We start from the raw sequence: 16,819 nt of genomic DNA on the forward strand, positions 1-16,819 counted from the left end.
GCTCTTGTTGAGGCTGCATGGACCTATCGTTTTCCCGCACGAGTTAGCCGTCAATTGAGAAAACGTAGTGACCGGTTGCCTGTTGCGATACGGCAGATATCCTGGAAGGCCCAATTGAGATTATGTGAGAAGTACAGGAGGCTAAGCGGTAGGGGAAAACCGAAAACGGTTGTAACCACAGCGATAGCCAGGGAATTAATCGCATTTATCTGGTCTATCGACAGAGAAGTTGATTTGCAAGGCAAAACCCGATCTGCGGGCTGATAATCCAAAACGGTAATTAATCCGCCCCGCCAAGCCTCAATATCCTCCGACGAGCATTTTTTTGAGGCCATTCTCGGAATCGAGCCTTGACGGGGCTACCGACGGTAGAAAATGCCGGGAAGCGGCTTTAACAAACCTAAAAAACAAAGAGAAGGAGGCAGGCAAGGAAAACAAGCTGACAGTCCGGCCCTGGACATTGTCAGAGGCGCAATCACGGTATGGGGAACCCTCGTTCCGGATTTTAGGATAAGGTTGAACCGAACTCCTGTTATTAATCCGGTGGGCAAATACGTCTTATCCGGATGCCGCTTTCGGGTTCGCGTCTGACTATCTGGCTGTTTATACGTCAATAAAATTGACTCCTAACTAAAAAATACGAAAAGTTTAAACCTAAATGCCCGCCGGATTAATATTAGAGAGAGGCAAACCCCACGACGTATCCAAGTCAGGCGGTATCTAACCCGCGAATATCAGTATGAGCAACCGTCGTTATACTGGTTCCGCCTCTGATAATGTCCAGGGAGATATAGGCAATAAAGCCGACAAAAACGGATGGGAAACTTGCGTTTTTCCTTGACCCTGTCAAACATATCAATCCGAAGGCTAAATAGCAGACATTGTCTAAATTTCAAACAAACCTATTATCAATATGTTACGAGTCAATTCCTCGTTAGCGAATGTCTACTAATCAACGTACTGATTAATAATTTGTGAGTTTAGGTGTTTACTTTGGAAGATGTTGGAGAAATAAATGAATAAGAATTTACACTAGTCGAGTGGTGTTGTGAAAATAAAAATAATTGTGGGAAAATTGTGTTTAAAGGAAGAAGAGTATGCAGAGTTGTTGTTCTGAAAAATCTATAACATATTGTAATGATGTGGGTAGTGATGTTGGTGTACTATTTTTGTTTGGTGCTTTTTGTTGATAGGAGGGAGGTTGTTTTTCTTGGGTGTTGATTGAAGTTTTCTTGGTATGTTTTCAAGCATTCGATTAATAATTAGGTGAAAAATGCAATGCTGTGGGGTGTAAAACTTTTCGATACGATAAATTAATTAATATCGAGCATGTTTTTTATTTCGGGGATGTAGTAGGTTGTGTCATTGTTTAGTGAAAAATTTTTCAAGACACCATTTTTCCCCCTGAAAGCAACACAGAACTTATCATTTTTCTTGTCTGTAAGCGGATCAATGTATCTGCATTTGTCTACTAAGATGACTGGAGAACTGTTCTTTTCTGCAAGAATTTTTTTGGTTAAGTAATTGCCCGATGATCGCTTCTTTTCATAAGGGAATCTCATGATAGTATTAAGTTGATCGTCGAGCTCAACTAATACAGGTATATTAAACTTGCGTAGACCGATCTTGACTATTTCATTTTTAATGTCTATTTGAAACTTCCCTGTAATTTTAGGGAAGCCCCATAGATTACTTATTTCTCTGCCCCAGTTTTTTATATTTTGGGCGATATGTATCCTGGTTTTTTCAGTTGTTGCGGATTCGTCAAAGAGATTTCTTCCTAAACCTATTTGTCCTTCAATTCCCAACACAGAAAGAATGGTTGAGCCAATGTCCAGAGTGGTACCTGCTACATCAATTTTTTTGTTTTTGTATTTTTCAGGATCGATAATAATTAATAAATTTCTTCTGTCTTGTCCTTTAAGAAAATCAGAGGCAATACTTCTCATTCCAAAATGATCTGACTGTAATACAATGATGGTATTCTGGGCAAATGAGGAGTTGAGAATCTTTTGTATAAAATTTGCAACCATCCGGTCAGAACATTTGACTGCATCCAATAAAGAATTGTCAAAATTTCCATATGAATCAGTTTCGCAGCTGGCAGACCGGTGCCCCTTTGGATGATGGGTATCCAATGTTAAGGTTGTGAGCGCAAAGTTTTCGTTGTTTGCGGATAATTTTAAATATTTTTCAAAAGCGATTTCAAAAAGGCTGTCGTCATAAAGGCCCCATCCATGCGCATAGTTCTGATTTTTCAGTTTAGGTAACAATTCATTTTTTCCTAAAACTTCATCGTATCCATGGGTTTGAAAAAACTTGCCTTTTCCCGCAAATGTGTGATCGGCTCCTCCTAAAAATGTCAGGTGATAGCCCTGTTCTTTCAGGATATCGCCAAGGCAAACGGCATAAGGTAGAAAGGTATCATAACTGGACATGGAGTTCCCGTTGCTTGGTGTATATAATGGGATTCCGCATTCGCTGGAAGTGATACCACCAATTGTCCAGCCGGTCTTTGGGGCTTGTTTGATTTCTGTAAAGGTAACGCCCAGTGACTCAAGATTTTTCAAGTCTGTTATAAGATTTGGAAAGAGCTCTGAATCGAAGTATGTTCTCTCCAGGCTTTCGACATAAATATGTACGAGATTTTTTGGATTTTTGAATCGTTGGTGAGTTTTGTCTCCCATATAGTAGTTGTAGAAATCTGATCTCGCTGTCTGGCTACCTTCAAGAGAGGTTTGATTTGTCTGATATAGGCGAGCTATGTCGAAAATACTTGGATTTAATAAAAAAGATAATGTTAAAAAAGTGTAGGTTGTAATCGATATTTTTCTGCTGATATATTTGCTTTTGTTTTCATATTTGAAAATGAGATAAGTGATTAATGTCAAGGAGGTGATCAGAGCTAATAAAGAAACTGTAATTAGAGATAAATAGTCCTTGAAACCTGCTCCATCAATTCCATATTTAAGATGAAAAATAGTGGAGTAATCAATTCCATTGCCAGTGAAATAATTTGCGATAAAATGAACTGCTGTCAAAAAAATTAATAAGAGAGAGAGGATATACGCAGGAATAGCTTGGCGTTTTGGGATTCTAAATTTCGCAAAAAGAAAAATGCTCAAGCAAAAAGTTAAAATAAAAGGGGCGTAGTATATAAGTTTATTTGTCATCTTTTATCAGTTCTCATCCTGTTGTCTGTCAAATGCTGGTCGTCTTTTCGGTAAAATGCGTAATGTTTTGTATATGCCGAGGTTTCGTTTCACAACGTAGATTGTTAAATTCGGCGGTTTTGGACTGAAGTGTCGAATAGATTAAAGCTGGAGATCATATGGAATATCGGAAGAATGACTGAATAGAACTTAATGTGAATGGGAATCATTTTCATTTATAAGGGCGCCGAATTACTGTTGTTGTGACTTGCGTCTCTTTATTGATTCAATAGACATTTGTGCAACCTTTTGGTGGGACCATAAACTGACGTTTTGCAGAGGTATTAGTCTTTCATCATACATACAGAAGTGAACCAGACGTTTAGTGATACTATTTAAGTATCAGTTTTATTCTTGTTTTGATAACTATTTTAAATAGTTAAGCTTAATGCGTAGCCAATATTATTATTTTGCACTTGTATGCTGTCCTGAAACCTTGAGATTTTATTTTAAATAGAGCGATAATCTTATCTTGATGTGAGTAAAGTGCAAGGCCTGTTTTTCTTCTAATGAAAATGAAAATTCTAATTTGCCAATGAAGATAAATTTTTGGCCTTTATTCCTCTTACTTGAATATTGCAGGCATGAATGAAACCGATTGAGCAATTTGTCCATCAAAAGATGATTCCGGTTTGGAGCTGGGCCGGAAATGGCAAGTCGTGGCTTTTGCCTGCAATTCTCAGCCACCAGTGTAGTTAGTGCTTATGTTAAGTCTGTTCGCAGGTTTCATGAAAGATGGTTCTGCGGCGGGCAATGTTTGTGGTTTTCAATGTTTCAGAAAATATATTGGTAAGTACTGATCATGAACGATCTGCCAAAACATTCACGTTCAATGAGTTATCTGGTGCATCCTAAGATAAGAATAGATACTGGATAATATAAGAACAAAGTGTTCAGAGCTCTTGAATCGGTCGGGTTTTGAAAAGTGATGGCTTGAGAGAGAAATTAACAATAATTTGCCTTGCTGGTTTAACACTTCATATCGTTTCCCCTCTACTCTTGGGTGGGTACAGTCATCTGCCTACCAGTCGGTTATCAATAATAATAGTGGTATAGCGGAAAAAACTATGGTTTAAGTGGATTCGGGACGGAAGGTTTGATTTGCTTATGTCACTGATGTCGAGATACTGAAGTAGGTGGTAACGTTCTGAAATATATAAGAAATAAAAAATACCGTAGTAGCGTATGAGTTTTTTAAAAAGCAATAAAGCAGTCATCGTTCTTGGTATGCACAGATCCGGAACCTCGGCATTGACCGCTGGGCTTACGGCATTGGGGTTTAACTTCGGGCACCTGGCTGAGCACAAAAGTATCGAAAATCCTAAAGGGTATTTTGAAAACCAGGGAGTGGTTCAGCTCAATGAGCGTATCCTCAACCATTTAGGGTATTCATGGTCCAATCCGTTTGTGATCGGCATCGGCGATTTGGCTGAAATTACCGATCAGTTTTATGTTGAAGCCAGTAATCTTCTTCAGAGCAATTATCAGGATTGTCCGTTATGGGGAATTAAGGATCCCAGGGTGAGTCTGCTGCTTCCTTTCTGGAAACGGGTAGTACGCGAGACCTTTAATGACACCGAGGTTTACTATGTTCATGCTCTGCGCTCTCCTGTAGAGGTGGCGGAGAGCCTTCGGGTCAGGAGCGAGAAATTTCAGCAGTTTCTCTGTGGTGACACAGAACAGAGCCTGCTTTTATGGTTTGCTTACCACTTTCATGCGCTGAAAAATGTTAAGGGAGAGCAAAATATTCTTGTCAGCTTTGAGGATCTGCTGAACGACCCGGCAAAACAACTCAAGAGATTATCCGCTTTTCTCGGGGTGTGTCCGGACCCCACGAGTGTTGATGAATACTGTGATTCCTTTCTAGAGAAAAAATTAAAACACCACTCGTCCCTTAGCATAGCTATAAAAGAAGACTATAGGGACTACCTGTTTATCGATGACTTTTTCCGTAATCTTCTGGGATTGACAGCAAGCAATAGTTTTGGTTCGTCGCAAATTAAGAGCATTGTATCCGATCTGCCTGATCTTCGTTATCTGCATACCTGTGCACGGGTGGGGGGAGCGGTTTTTCAAGACTTGGATTCGGCCAGGAGACAGCTGCAGGCAACAATAAAGGAAGCAGAGGTTCTGGCCAGACAGGTGCAATATACAGATGAAATGGAGCAGCACGTTTCAGGGTTGGAATCGAAGCTGGGAAACAGTGAGAATCAGTTGCATGAAACTGTGTCGAAACTGAAGGCCAGTCGTCTGGAGCATGCGATCATAAAAGCGGAACATGAACGAGTCGTTAACGGGACGGTATACAGATTCGTTGCGGCAGCCGGCAATGCGGTTAAGAAAAACAGCGTGTTCAGCTGGATTCTTGAGCGTCTTTTGGGAAGGAAAAATTATTGGTCGACCAGCGGAGCGCTCCGGCTTATAAATGCAAGTAACTCTTTTGACCGGAAATACTATTGTGATCATACGCCGGGCGTTGCAGAAAAAGGGGTTGACCCGGTACGTCATTTCCTGACTCAGGGGTGGAAACAGGGTGTCAGACCTAATCGTTTTTTTGATCCTCTGTACTATATTGAAGCGTATCCCGATGTTGCGGCAACGGGGCTGAATCCTCTGGTACATTATATAATAGCGGGAGAGAGGGAAGGACGCAGGACGGAGGATTCTGCATCAGACACCACCACTCACAAGCAAATTTCTGTAAGTGATAGGCAACAAAATTTTGATCCGGAGTTTTATCAAAAGGCGTATTCCGATGTCGGGGGGAGTGATCCGTATTATCACTATCTTCATTATGGGAAAAAGGAGGGGCGGTTAGCCAACGCAGCGCAGCAGCATGCGTGTGTTGGTGTTGACAAACTGGCGAAAAACAGAAAGACGGTCATCGTCGTAACCCATGACGCCAGTAGAACCGGTGGTCCGATGTTGACCCTGAAGATAATAGAGCAGTTGAAAAAGCGTTTCAACATTATCGGGATACTGCTTCATGGTGGCGAGCTGGTAGAAGAGTATAAAAATAAATGTGATGTCACGATAGGAGTGCCGGAAAGCGGTACGGAATATTTGATAGGTGCAATTGTTGGGCAGGTTGCCGCTCACACAGCGGTCTCTTTTGCCATAGCAAACACCATAGAGTCTCGCTACGTGCTTCCGGTGCTGGCAAAGATTTTTATTCCGGCACTTTGCCTTATACATGAGTTTGCGTCCTACGTCCGTCCTGTTGGAGCAATCGCCGAAGCCAATTTATGGGCAGCACGGCTTATCTTTTCAACGGAAATAGTATACAAGAACGCGGTTGAACATTGCCCGGATGTGGCCGGGGACCAGCCGCTGATTTTACCGCAGGGCCGTTCCGCACAACCGCTTGATAGAAATCGAGACGAGCTGCAGCAGGAGGGAACTCGGGTAAAAAACCTGATGCGACCGGGTTCTGATCCTGAGGGGACAGTTGTTGTTCTGGGGGGCGGGACCGTCGAGTTGAGAAAAGGTGTCGATCTCTTTATTTCCTGTGCAGCTGCCATATTGCAAAGATATCCGGAAAAGGCTTTTCGTTTTGTCTGGGCCGGGAAAGGGTTTGTCCCTGACACGGATACGGATTATTCAGTCTATCTCAACGACCAGATTGTAAGAAGCGGCCTGCAGGATCATGTAGTTTTTCTGGGTGAGCTAAAAGATGTGACCTTGGCTTATGAATTGGCAGATTTGTATTTTTTGAGTTCGAGACTTGATCCTTTGCCCAATTCGGCAATTGACGCAATGTTTTACCGGTTACCCGTGGTCTGTTTTGCCAACACAACGGGAATCGCTGAAATACTGAAAAAGAAAAAACTAACCAGGGAGTGCGTGGTTTCCTACCTCAATGTCGAACAGGCAGCAGACGTATGTGGTCGACTGTGTTTCGATCCTGATTACAGGAAACTGGTGGGAATGTCTGTTGAGGAGTTGGCAATGTCGACTTTTGACATGGAGACGTATGTAGAATCTCTTGTCCGGATTGGCGAGAAATGTGAGATCGAGGCGCGTAGGGAGGAACAGGATTGTCGATGTATTAGAGAAGAAAAGGCTATGGATCCTGATTTTTATAACTCTCCGTTTGGTAAAAAGAAGTCTCTGGAAGAATGCGCGGTACACTTCGTTAAATCATGGCGGGATGGAAATGGATCGCGAAAACCTTTTCCGGGGTTTCATCCGGGGATCTATCTGCAGCACCATGGCGTTTCCCCGGGTGGAAATCCCCTGGCCGATTTTCTTCGGCAGGGCCGTCCTGCCGGGCCCTGGCTGACCGAGATAATCCGCCCTGATTTCCAGGGGCCTCAGGACTTCGGGAATTTTACAGAGAAAGCAGCTCTTCATATTCATGTCTTTTATGACGATCTTTTTGAGACAATATGGAGTACACTGTCCGCCCTTGATTTTCCGTTGGATTTGCTCTTAAGTGTCGTTTCACCAAGTGTTGCCGCTAAGCTGGCCGGGGTAACAGCGGGGTATACCAATGGTCGGGTCGATATCAGAGTGGTGCCGAACCGGGGGCGGGATATAGGGCCGTTGTTGACTGAATTTAATCGAAAAATCGTGGAAAATTATTCCATAATCGGTCATCTTCATACCAAGAAAACCCTCGATATCAGTGAGTCAGCTGTAGGGCGTATATGGTTCGAGTTTTTACTTGAAAATCTGCTTGGAATAAAAAAACAGATGGCCAGGATTATTGTTGGCAGGATGGCAAATGACCCGAGTATCGGCCTGGTTTTTCCCGATGACCCACATGCCGTCGGGTGGGATGAAAACAAGAAGATTGCATCGGAAATGGCGGGAAAAATTGGGATTTCTGCAGGGATGGATAGATGTTTCAACTTTCCCGTGGGGACCATGTTTTGGGCAAGAACCGATGCTATAATGCCTCTTTTTCAGCAAAATTTTACCTGGGACTGCTATCCCCGGGAGCCGCTGCCTTATGATGGCACAATGTTGCATGCCCTGGAGCGTATTCTGCCTTTTGTTGTCAAACAGACCGGCTATCGTTCCGTGGTAACCCATGTGCCGGGAGTAACCAGGTAATCACAAAAAATTACGAAAACCATGTCAGAAAAATCAGGTATGAGAACAGTAATCCTGCATTACCATCTATTCAAGAATGCCGGTACATCGCTCGATGCTACCTTCCGTGATAATTTGGGTGACCAGGGGTGGGTAACAAAAGAATTCCCTCCGCAGCGGCCCAAAAACAGAGCGGAGGTTGCAGTCTGGCTCCAGGAGAATCGTACCGCAAGGTGTTTCTCTTCCCACACGGCAATGATGCCGCCTCCGCTCATTGAAGGGCTCAGGGTTCTGCCTGTTATTTTTGTTCGGCATCCTCTTGATCGGATTGCATCTGCATATTTTTTTGAAAAAAACCAGGCAAGTGATACCTTTGGAGCTGTACTGGCACGAAACACCAGCCTCGCCGGGTATATTGAAACAAGGTTGGCCCTGCCGCACGACCGGCAGTGCAGAAACTTTCATGTCGAGCGTTTTGCCAGTTTTTTTGATGAAACTGAAGGCGGTGAACTGGAGCGGGCCAAACGGGCCTTGGCGGCTCTTCCGTTTTTCGGTGTCGTTGAAAAATATGATGAGTCTCTTGCGCGGTTGCAGGCCTGGCTCCGGCAGGATGGGTTTGGCGAGTTAGAGCTTGAAGCGATGAAAAAAAATGTTTCCCAGAGAACAAGCAAGAAGCTGTGCGATAAGCTCAATAGCCTGGAAGAAGCTGTCGGAAAGAAACTGTACGCCAAGCTAAAGGAAGTAAACACGCCGGATCTTGAATTCTACAGCGAAGCCAGGAGAATATTTGGTGCATGATGCTGTGTGTTGAAAGGGTCGCCAAGATTTTTGCATACTATCCACGCGATGTCGGGAAAATGACTCCCGGATCCGGAACCCAGGGCCAGGAAACTTACTCATATCTGATGATCGAGAGGATGGGTTCATGTGGTGCTAACTGGTGAGGCCAGAATAATGTTACGTCAAATAGTCGAAAAAATATTTAGAACAAAACAAAAGCAAACAAACATAAAAGTAACAATTATCGGCAGTTGTCTGTCTAATTTTGTTGTAACAGATTATTTGGCGAATTGTTTAGATAATACTGAAATAGTCAGGTTGACAAGCGCGTTGCAACTTCGGAGCGATATAGTTTTAGAGATTATTGAAAACGATAGCTTTGACTACGATTTAGTGAATAGTTTTCTGTCCTGTGGGCAATGGGGAGGTTGCAAGGAAAAACAGGATTATGCAAAATGGTTTTCGTCGTTTGTCATGGACAAGGTTGACAATTGCAGAAACATAGCAATGGATATTCCTGATTTGTTAATCATGGATTCATTGTGTGACATTCGACACAGTCTTTATGCCCATAAGGAGAAGGGGTGGAAAGCGTTTTTCGGTAATATACAATTTAAAGATCCCGAAGTATCCCGACAGTTTAATGAAAAATTTCAATATATAGGTTTGCTTGACCCTCAGACACAGCTGGATAATATTGTTCGGATATACAATTTTTTTAGAAAAAAATCGCCAAAGGTGATTCTGTGTTATATGCATTTCCCAATGCATCCGAACTATTTGGATTCAAAGTGGATTCAGAGGAGTCTTGAATTCAAGGCGTTATTTGATGAGTACAGCAAAGGTGGCAAAATAGCGCAGTGCGAAATTATTTCACTTCCTGAGGATCGGATTAAACCTGTAACCGATCCTGATGACCCAAACTATAGCCCGCAGATTTGGAACCACTTTTACCCCGAGGTTTACCAGTTTTTTTCCGAAAAAATTTCAGACAAAATTGCTCTCTGTCGGTAAAAATTCAGTAATATCTTCTTATTATGATGTTTTTTGAGTGGCATGTGTTATGTTTCGCTTTTTGTATAAAACAGATGGGCAAAAATAAATGAAAACGCATGAGGTCGTCTGCGTCAGGCCGTCAACGTGGGGTTGTTAGAAACCAAAGGAAACTGTGCCGGCTTGTAATAGGCGACCCTTCTCTCAGGAGAGTTTCGTTTTAAGTTTTCACTGCCCTGCTCAATGAAACGCGGGATGGGGGGAAGATTTACCCAGTCTTATACATGGATGACGGAAAATTGTCTGGCAACTCATGAAGTTTTCTAGATGATTCGTAAATAAAAACGAAGAAACCTGTTTTTCCTGTTGCTGATTGCGTTGCAGGGTTGTGAAGTTCAAAAGTCTCTATATTGAATCATTTGAACGGTGATGAAATTGGGCGTTAAACCGCTGCCGCAGAGCAGGGAAATTGTTTGAAAGTTATAAAACAGCCAGCCATTGTTCCGACACTATGTTTAAAATATGCACTCGTATCCGCACTAAGTAATGTGCGGATCATTAAAAAAAATGAAAAAAGTGGTTAAAGATATGTTGTCCTCATCTTTGCGTTTTCCCCTTGCCGTAGCAAAGCTGCGCAGACTGTTGGCCCCCGCTGAAAAAAAGGACACGCAGGAACAAGAGGCTCTCATAGAAAAAGATACGGAGATCATTCGGTCTTCGGGATTGTTTGATGTCAATTATTACCTTGCAGCCTATCCTGATGTTGCCAGGTCCGGCATTGACCCTATTTACCATTTTGTGGTTCACGGCTGGCTTGAGGGAAGAGACCCGTCTCCCGATTTTTCAACGAAATATTATCTCGGTCGATATGCTGATGTCAAAGAGGCGGGGATAAATCCTTTTCTCCATTACGTTTCGTTCGGGCAATATGAGGGGCGTCATGGCTCCCTGGAGAGCGAACAGGTCTTTACAGGACAGCTGATCCCTTTCTGGCGCTATTTCCCTGAACTGGACCGGGAGGATTTGTCTATTGACAAGATCCAGCTGGATGTCCTCTATCAGTCGGGTAAGCTCTGCAGACACAGCATTCATGTAGCGATATTAAATGGTCAGCTGGCTTTTCAAAAATATGAGCACCCCGATATTTCTATTATAATTCCAGTTCACAACCAGATTGACTACACCCTGCAGTGTATAGCATCGATAAAAAACAATGTTTCCCCTGCGGTGACATATGAGGTTGTTGTTGTTGATGACGCGTCCACAGATGGCACCGCGGATATGTTGCAGACCATCGACGGTCTGCGGTTGATTGTCAATGACAACAATCTTGGGTTCGTCGGCTCCTGTAACAATGGCGCAATGGCTGCAAAAGGAAATTACCTGGTGTTTCTCAACAATGACACCATTGTCCTTCCGGGGTGGCTTGAGAACCTGCGAAAAACTTTTGCAACAATCCCTGGTACCGGTTTGTGCGGTTCGATGCTGCTCTATCCAAACGGGCTGCTGCAGGAAGCAGGCGGCATAATCTGGAAAGACGGTTCCGGGTGGAACTATGGAAATCGGGACAAACCTTATCAGCCAAAATATCTTTTCGCAAGAGACGTCGACTACTGTTCGGGGGCGAGCATCATGGTGCCCAGGGCGCTGTTTGACGAATTGGGGCGGTTTGATGAAATATATTCACCGGGCTACTATGAAGATACAGATCTTGCCTTCAAGGTAAGGGAAAAAGGGCTCAGGACCGTCTACCAGCCTTTTTCCCGGATAGTCCATTTTGAAGGTATGACGGCCGGTACCGATCTGAACAGTGGAATGAAAAAGTATCAGCTGGTAAACCAGGAAAAATTTGTCAAAAGATGGTCTGAGGTTCTCTCGGGCCATGATAACCCGGAAGATCGAACATATTATTTTCAGGATCGTTTAGCGAAAAATCATGTGCTGGTAATCGACGCTTCCACCCCGACACCAGATCAGGATTCCGGCTCCAATGACACTGTTATTCATATGGATTTTCTGCAGCAGGCCGGGTTTCGGGTCTCTTTCGTGCCTGGTGCCAATATGCTGCAGTTTGGCAAATATACAGAAGATTTGCAGCAGCGCGGTATTGAGTGCATTTATTCACCCGATTATTACAGTCTCGACAATTATCTTGAACGTGAAGGGTGGCGGTATGATCTTGTCTGGGTATACAGGTGGACCATGCTCGACAAGTACCTTGCAGATATCGAAAAATATTGTCCTCGGGCAAAGGTGGTTTTTGACACGGTAGATCTGCATTACCTCCGGCAGGAAAGAGAGGCGAAGCTGCGCGATGATGAAAAACTGCGGGCTGTCGCAGAAAAGGTTAAAACCCGGGAGCTTGAGTTAATGAAGGAGGTCGATACCACCATTGTCATAAGCGAGGAGGAAAAGAATCTTCTCGACCGGCAGGAGCAGGTTGACAATGTCGTGGTTCTGCCCATGTGCCGGACTATCCCCGGACGGGTGAACAAATATAGTGAAAGAGGACGCAATATTGTCTTTATCGGCGGTTTCCAGCATTCGCCAAACGTAGATGCCGTGTTGTATTTTGTTGAGCATGTCTGGCCCGTTATCTACAGCAAGGTCCCCGAGGCAACGTTTCTTGTCGCCGGGAGTAAGGCGAAAGAGTTTCTGCCGCCAATATCTGCCGATGGGGTCAAGGTCCTGGGGTTTGTGGAGGATCTGACAAAACTTCTTGAAAACTGTGTGATGACGATCGCTCCGCTCAGGTTTGGTGCCGGGGTGAAAGGCAAGACGCTGTCCAGTCTCAGTCATGGAGTTCCCACCGTACTGTCTTCGGTAGCGATTGAGGGAACGGATATAGTCCCGGGTAAACATTGTCTGCTTGCGGATACGCCAGCCGAGTATGCTGCCGCAGTATGCACTTTGCTGGAGGATGAACAGAAGTGGTATGATCTTTCCGATGCAGGGCTTGGGTTGATGAACGAGTCCTATTCAATGGGTAAGGTGCAAAAGAAATTTACTGAAATTCTAAGCGGTCTGGGGTTTTGACACTCTTTTGTCAGGTAATCGCCCTGCATAAGGCAATTTCTCGCTTGTCTTCATGGCCCACTCTTCAACAACTTTGGAATTTGCCGGCTTTCATCGGAGTTGTTTGCATCAAGGCGACAAAGGTTGTATAACAGTGACCGGTTCAGGAGAGGTTTAAGTATACCGGCAGTCGCGGCACTTTCATGGATCCGTTTCGTGCTTTACATTTTATAAATCCCGGGTCACAACCAGGCCGAATAAAACACAATGCAACAATTCCCCCTTTCTCCCCGAGAAATGATAGTCAGTCCCTGGCGCAATCGTTATCTCATAAAAAAAACAATACAGCGTGAAGTTGTTGGCCGTTACAGAGGATCTTTTCTTGGTGTTTTCTGGTCTTTTTTTACGCCGCTCCTGATGCTTTCTGTTTACACTTTCGTCTTCAGCGTGGTCTTTAAGGCACGGTGGGGAGGAGGTGGCGAATCGAAAACCGAATTTGCCCTTATTTTATTTGCCGGGCTGACTGTCTACCAGCTGTTTGCTGAATGCATAAATCGGGCTCCGGGGTTGGTCGTCGGCAACAGCGACTATGTAAAGCGGGTTATTTTCCCCCTGGAGATTCTGCCCATCAGTAATATGGGAAGTGCTCTTTTTCACGGCTCGGTCAGCATGGCTGTATGGCTGCTTGCCTATGTGGTCCTGTTTGGGACGCCCCACCTGACCATCTTGCTGTTGCCTGTTGTTGTCATGCCCCTGATTTTTTTTACCTTGGGTTTTTCATGGATGCTGGCGTCCCTTGGGGTCTACCTTCGTGATGTTTCACAGGTAACCGGTATCGTAACGACAGCTCTTCTGTTTTTATCTCCTATTTTTTATTCGGCGTCCAGGCTCCCTCCGACGTACCGGATATTTCTCAACCTCAATCCCTTGACAAGTATTATAGAGCAGTCAAGGGGAGTGATGCTTTGGGGGCAGCTGCCAAGTATTACAACCTTGATTATCCAGTACGTTTTCTCTCTGCTGGTTTGCTGGCTCGGGTTCGCCTGGTTTCAAAAGACTCGTAAGGGGTTTGCAGATGTTCTCTGATTTTGCGATCAAAGTAGAAAATCTCTCGAAGTGCTACCAGATCTACGACAAGCCGCACTACCGGCTGCTGCAGATGCTCAGGCGAGGGCGCAAGCAATACTATCGGGAGTTCTGGGCCCTTAGAAATGTAACGCTGGGGGTTAAAAAGGGTACCACCGTCGGTATACTCGGTAGAAATGGTTCAGGTAAATCCACGCTGCTCAAAATGATCTGCGGTACCTTGAATCCCACCGATGGCGTAATCGAAACACATGGGCGAATCGCAGCTATCTTGGAACTCGGTTCCGGCTTTAACCCCGAATTTACCGGACGTGAGAATGTCTATATGAAGGGTTCGATACTGGGGCTGAAAAGCGATGAGATCGATTCCAGGTTTGCGTCAATAGCGTCGTTTGCCGAGATCGGCGACTTTATGGACCAGCCGGTCAGAACCTATTCCAGTGGCATGATGGTTCGTCTTGCTTTTGCAGTGTCGGTCAATGTCGACCCGGAAATACTGGTCGTTGATGAAGCGCTCTCGGTAGGCGACGAGCGTTTCCAGAGAAAATGTTTTTCCCGCATAGAGGCAATTCGCGAGGCGGGGGCGACCATACTGTTTGTCTCCCACTCCGGTGCAACCGTGGTACAGCTTTGCGACCATGCCGTGCTGCTTGATGACGGAGAAAAGCTGGTAACCGGAAGCCCAAAAGAAGTCTATGGGCGCTATCAGCAGCTTCTGTACGCACCCGATGACAAGCGTGAACAGATGCGCCGGCGCATAAAAAAGGCAAGTGAGGCTGGAGCCGCTGCTGCAGGCGAGAAAAACGCTGGAGATAACCGGACACAGCGGGCCGGGGCCACTGCGCCCAACAATTCTGCAGAAAACTCCGATGAGCTCAGGGAGAGTTTTAATCCATCGTTGACACCTACCAGTACCATCGCCTATGAGTCCAGCGGTGCGGTAATCTCCGAGCCGAAAATAAAAACAATTGACGGCAAGCAGGTGAATAACCTGGTCAGGGGGAAAAAATACCACTACTGTTACCGGGTAAAATTTACCAGGGACGCCGGGTTCGTACGGTTTGGCATGCTGATAAAAACAAAGTCCGGGGTGGAATTGGGTGGTGCCGCATCGGCCCCCGGGAAAAGTATGGCGCTGGAATCGGTTCAAGCCGGTGATGAATTTGACATCGCGTTTGAATTCGGCTGCGCCTTAAACCCCGGCACCTATTTCTTGAATGCCGGAGTGATGGGAGAACTTGATCTCAGCGGCAACGAGATTTCCATGCACCGGTTGCTCGATGCGGCAATGTTCAAGGTTCTTCCTGATTCCGGGAGGACGAGCACCGGGATAGTTGATTTTGGCAGCAGGGTGTTGATAGACCGTTGTGACGATTGATGGTCGAGGTTCTTTGTTGTTCTCTTGTCAGCCCCAGTGAAACCAGTGCGCCCATGGTGAAAAACAGGCCGGTTGTTAGGTAAAGCCAGAAGAACGAGCCGAAATATTCGCTCGACCAGCCGCCGAGTAAATTTCCGAAAAAAGCGGTGGAGACGAGCAGCAGCGTGCCGGCTGATACGGCCGTGACCGAAGACTCGGGGGCGAGGATCTTCGACATGTACGCCGGGGCAAGACCGTAGATGACCGCCTGGGCAATGCCATAGCAGACGGCCATCCCCATTACCTGAGCGGTCGTGATCGGCATGCAGATCAGAACGGCTGAAACAGCTGCGAGAAAAAAAGTGAGAAACAGGGCAATCCTGGCGCCCATCCTGTCAGTTATCACTCCCATCACTAGTCCTCCGCCTATTCCGGCTATCCCCATTACCGACCACATTGCCCCGGTGACGGCGATTGTCAGATTGAGATTGTCCCGGAGATAGGATGCCAGGTAGGTCTGGAAGGGGGTGAACGTGAGTCCGGTGAGAGCAAAAACAACAAAAGTTATCACGCCGCTTCTGGTTTTCGCCCATTTGAGCAGTTCGCCATAGGACCTTTTTTTTCCACTCCTGCCAGCTCTTTTGTATTCCCACGCATTTACCCGGCATAGACCCAGCCACGCCGAGACGCCAAAGACAAGACAGCAAAGAGCTGCTGTTGGCCACAAATAGCGCCAGTGATGGCGTTCAAGAAAGTAGGATGATAGCGCGCCGTCGACAAAAACAAAGAAACAGGCACCGGAAGACGCGACGGTGAGCATGGTGGCTCGCCACTTGAATTCGATGTGCTCTGCTGCGACCATCACCAGCGGAATCCAGACCAGCAGCGGCCAGCCTCGCATCAGCAATACGACAATCAGGAGGCTGAAAAAACCCTGCACGTAGTAGAGTGCGAGCAGCAGCGCAGCGCCGAAAATCTGGCTGAAAACGATAAGGCGCAGCCCGCCGACCCTGCCCGTGAGGTAGCCCGCCAGCGGAATCATGAACAGTGGCGCGGTCTGGGCTGCGGCGGTGATCACTCCTGCATCGCTGTAGCTGAGCTTGAGGTCGTGCAGTATCTCCGGCATGACCATTGGAAAAAGATATAGCCCGAACCCATAGGAGGCTCCTGTGAGCATGGTGCATACCAGTGTGATGATAAGCGGTCTGAGCTTTTCCTGTGGCAGGATGATCCTGGCTGTCGGGGGCATGACTTTTCGTTTTTACCGGCAAGGTGGATTTGTTGGTCCGTTATGTGGATCTTGCGGACAAAACGGGGCTGCGGTTGTTGGGTTCTGTTT

8 protein-coding genes and 1 pseudogene are annotated in these 16,819 nt (G+C 45.7%); 7 read left to right on the forward strand and 2 right to left on the reverse strand.

Annotated elements, in window-relative coordinates; translation table 11 throughout:
• A pseudogene (locus BLQ17_RS22945) lies at positions 1-264 on the forward strand (IS110 family transposase); the annotation flags it as partial.
• Positions 265-1,313: 1,049 nt separating this feature from the next.
• On the opposite strand, the gene BLQ17_RS16255 reads toward BLQ17_RS22945, so the two are convergent.
• The gene (locus tag BLQ17_RS16255; protein WP_092224751.1) at positions 1,314-3,173 is read right to left on the reverse strand and encodes a sulfatase-like hydrolase/transferase; all 1,860 of its coding nucleotides are present in this window, start codon (positions 3,171-3,173) and stop codon (positions 1,314-1,316) included.
• Positions 3,174-4,397: 1,224 nt separating this feature from the next.
• Between BLQ17_RS16255 and BLQ17_RS16260 the strand changes: the two genes are divergently transcribed.
• From BLQ17_RS16260 to BLQ17_RS16285, 6 genes are all read left to right on the forward strand, one after another.
• On the forward strand, positions 4,398-8,270 hold the full coding sequence (locus BLQ17_RS16260) for a rhamnan synthesis F family protein (protein WP_092224753.1): 3,873 nt from the start codon (positions 4,398-4,400) through the stop codon (positions 8,268-8,270).
• 39 nt (positions 8,271-8,309) lie between these two features.
• Positions 8,310-9,047, forward strand: a complete 738-nt coding sequence (locus tag BLQ17_RS16265) for a sulfotransferase family 2 domain-containing protein (protein ID WP_092224848.1) — start codon at positions 8,310-8,312, stop codon at positions 9,045-9,047.
• A gap of 156 nt (positions 9,048-9,203) precedes the next feature.
• Positions 9,204-10,043, forward strand: a complete 840-nt coding sequence (locus BLQ17_RS16270; RefSeq protein WP_143005532.1) for a hypothetical protein — start codon at positions 9,204-9,206, stop codon at positions 10,041-10,043.
• A 546-nt stretch (positions 10,044-10,589) separates the two neighbouring features.
• Positions 10,590-13,058 carry a glycosyltransferase gene (locus tag BLQ17_RS16275; RefSeq protein WP_176761274.1) on the forward strand — a complete coding sequence of 823 codons (2,469 nt, stop codon included), beginning with the start codon at positions 10,590-10,592 and terminating at the stop codon, positions 13,056-13,058.
• Between the two features lie 246 nt (positions 13,059-13,304).
• Positions 13,305-14,123 (forward strand): ABC transporter permease, encoded by an 819-nt coding sequence (locus tag BLQ17_RS16280; RefSeq protein ID WP_092224758.1) that lies wholly within the window; start codon positions 13,305-13,307, stop codon positions 14,121-14,123.
• The gene (locus tag BLQ17_RS16285; RefSeq protein WP_092224760.1) at positions 14,113-15,501 is read left to right on the forward strand and encodes an ABC transporter ATP-binding protein; all 1,389 of its coding nucleotides are present in this window, start codon (positions 14,113-14,115) and stop codon (positions 15,499-15,501) included. The genes BLQ17_RS16280 and BLQ17_RS16285 overlap by 11 nt, the downstream gene beginning before the upstream one ends.
• Here the strand turns inward: BLQ17_RS16285 and BLQ17_RS16290 are convergent.
• Complete coding sequence (locus BLQ17_RS16290; protein WP_092224762.1) at positions 15,416-16,729, reverse strand: MFS transporter; 1,314 nt, start codon at positions 16,727-16,729, stop codon at positions 15,416-15,418. The genes BLQ17_RS16285 and BLQ17_RS16290 overlap by 86 nt on opposite strands.
• Positions 16,730-16,819: the final 90 nt, after the last annotated feature.

The sequence above is a fragment of the Desulforhopalus singaporensis genome, assembly GCF_900104445.1.
GTDB classification, from domain to species: Bacteria; Desulfobacterota; Desulfobulbia; order Desulfobulbales; family Desulfocapsaceae; genus Desulforhopalus_A; species Desulforhopalus_A singaporensis.

What these genes read in the sequence shown, in the direction of transcription:
- BLQ17_RS16285 (WP_092224760.1), top strand. Translation starts at nt 14,113, where the DNA reads ATGTTCTCTGATTTTGCGATCAAAGTAGAAAATCTCTCGAAGTGCTAC.
- BLQ17_RS16260 (WP_092224753.1), top strand. Translation starts at nt 4,398, where the DNA reads ATGAGTTTTTTAAAAAGCAATAAAGCAGTCATCGTTCTTGGTATGCAC.
- BLQ17_RS16275 (WP_176761274.1), top strand. Translation starts at nt 10,590, where the DNA reads ATGAAAAAAGTGGTTAAAGATATGTTGTCCTCATCTTTGCGTTTTCCC.
- BLQ17_RS16270 (WP_143005532.1), top strand. Translation starts at nt 9,204, where the DNA reads ATGTTACGTCAAATAGTCGAAAAAATATTTAGAACAAAACAAAAGCAA.
- BLQ17_RS16255 (WP_092224751.1), bottom strand. Translation starts at nt 3,173, where the DNA reads ATGACAAATAAACTTATATACTACGCCCCTTTTATTTTAACTTTTTGC.
- BLQ17_RS16265 (WP_092224848.1), top strand. Translation starts at nt 8,310, where the DNA reads ATGAGAACAGTAATCCTGCATTACCATCTATTCAAGAATGCCGGTACA.
- BLQ17_RS16290 (WP_092224762.1), bottom strand. Translation starts at nt 16,729, where the DNA reads ATGCCCCCGACAGCCAGGATCATCCTGCCACAGGAAAAGCTCAGACCG.
- BLQ17_RS16280 (WP_092224758.1), top strand. Translation starts at nt 13,305, where the DNA reads ATGCAACAATTCCCCCTTTCTCCCCGAGAAATGATAGTCAGTCCCTGG.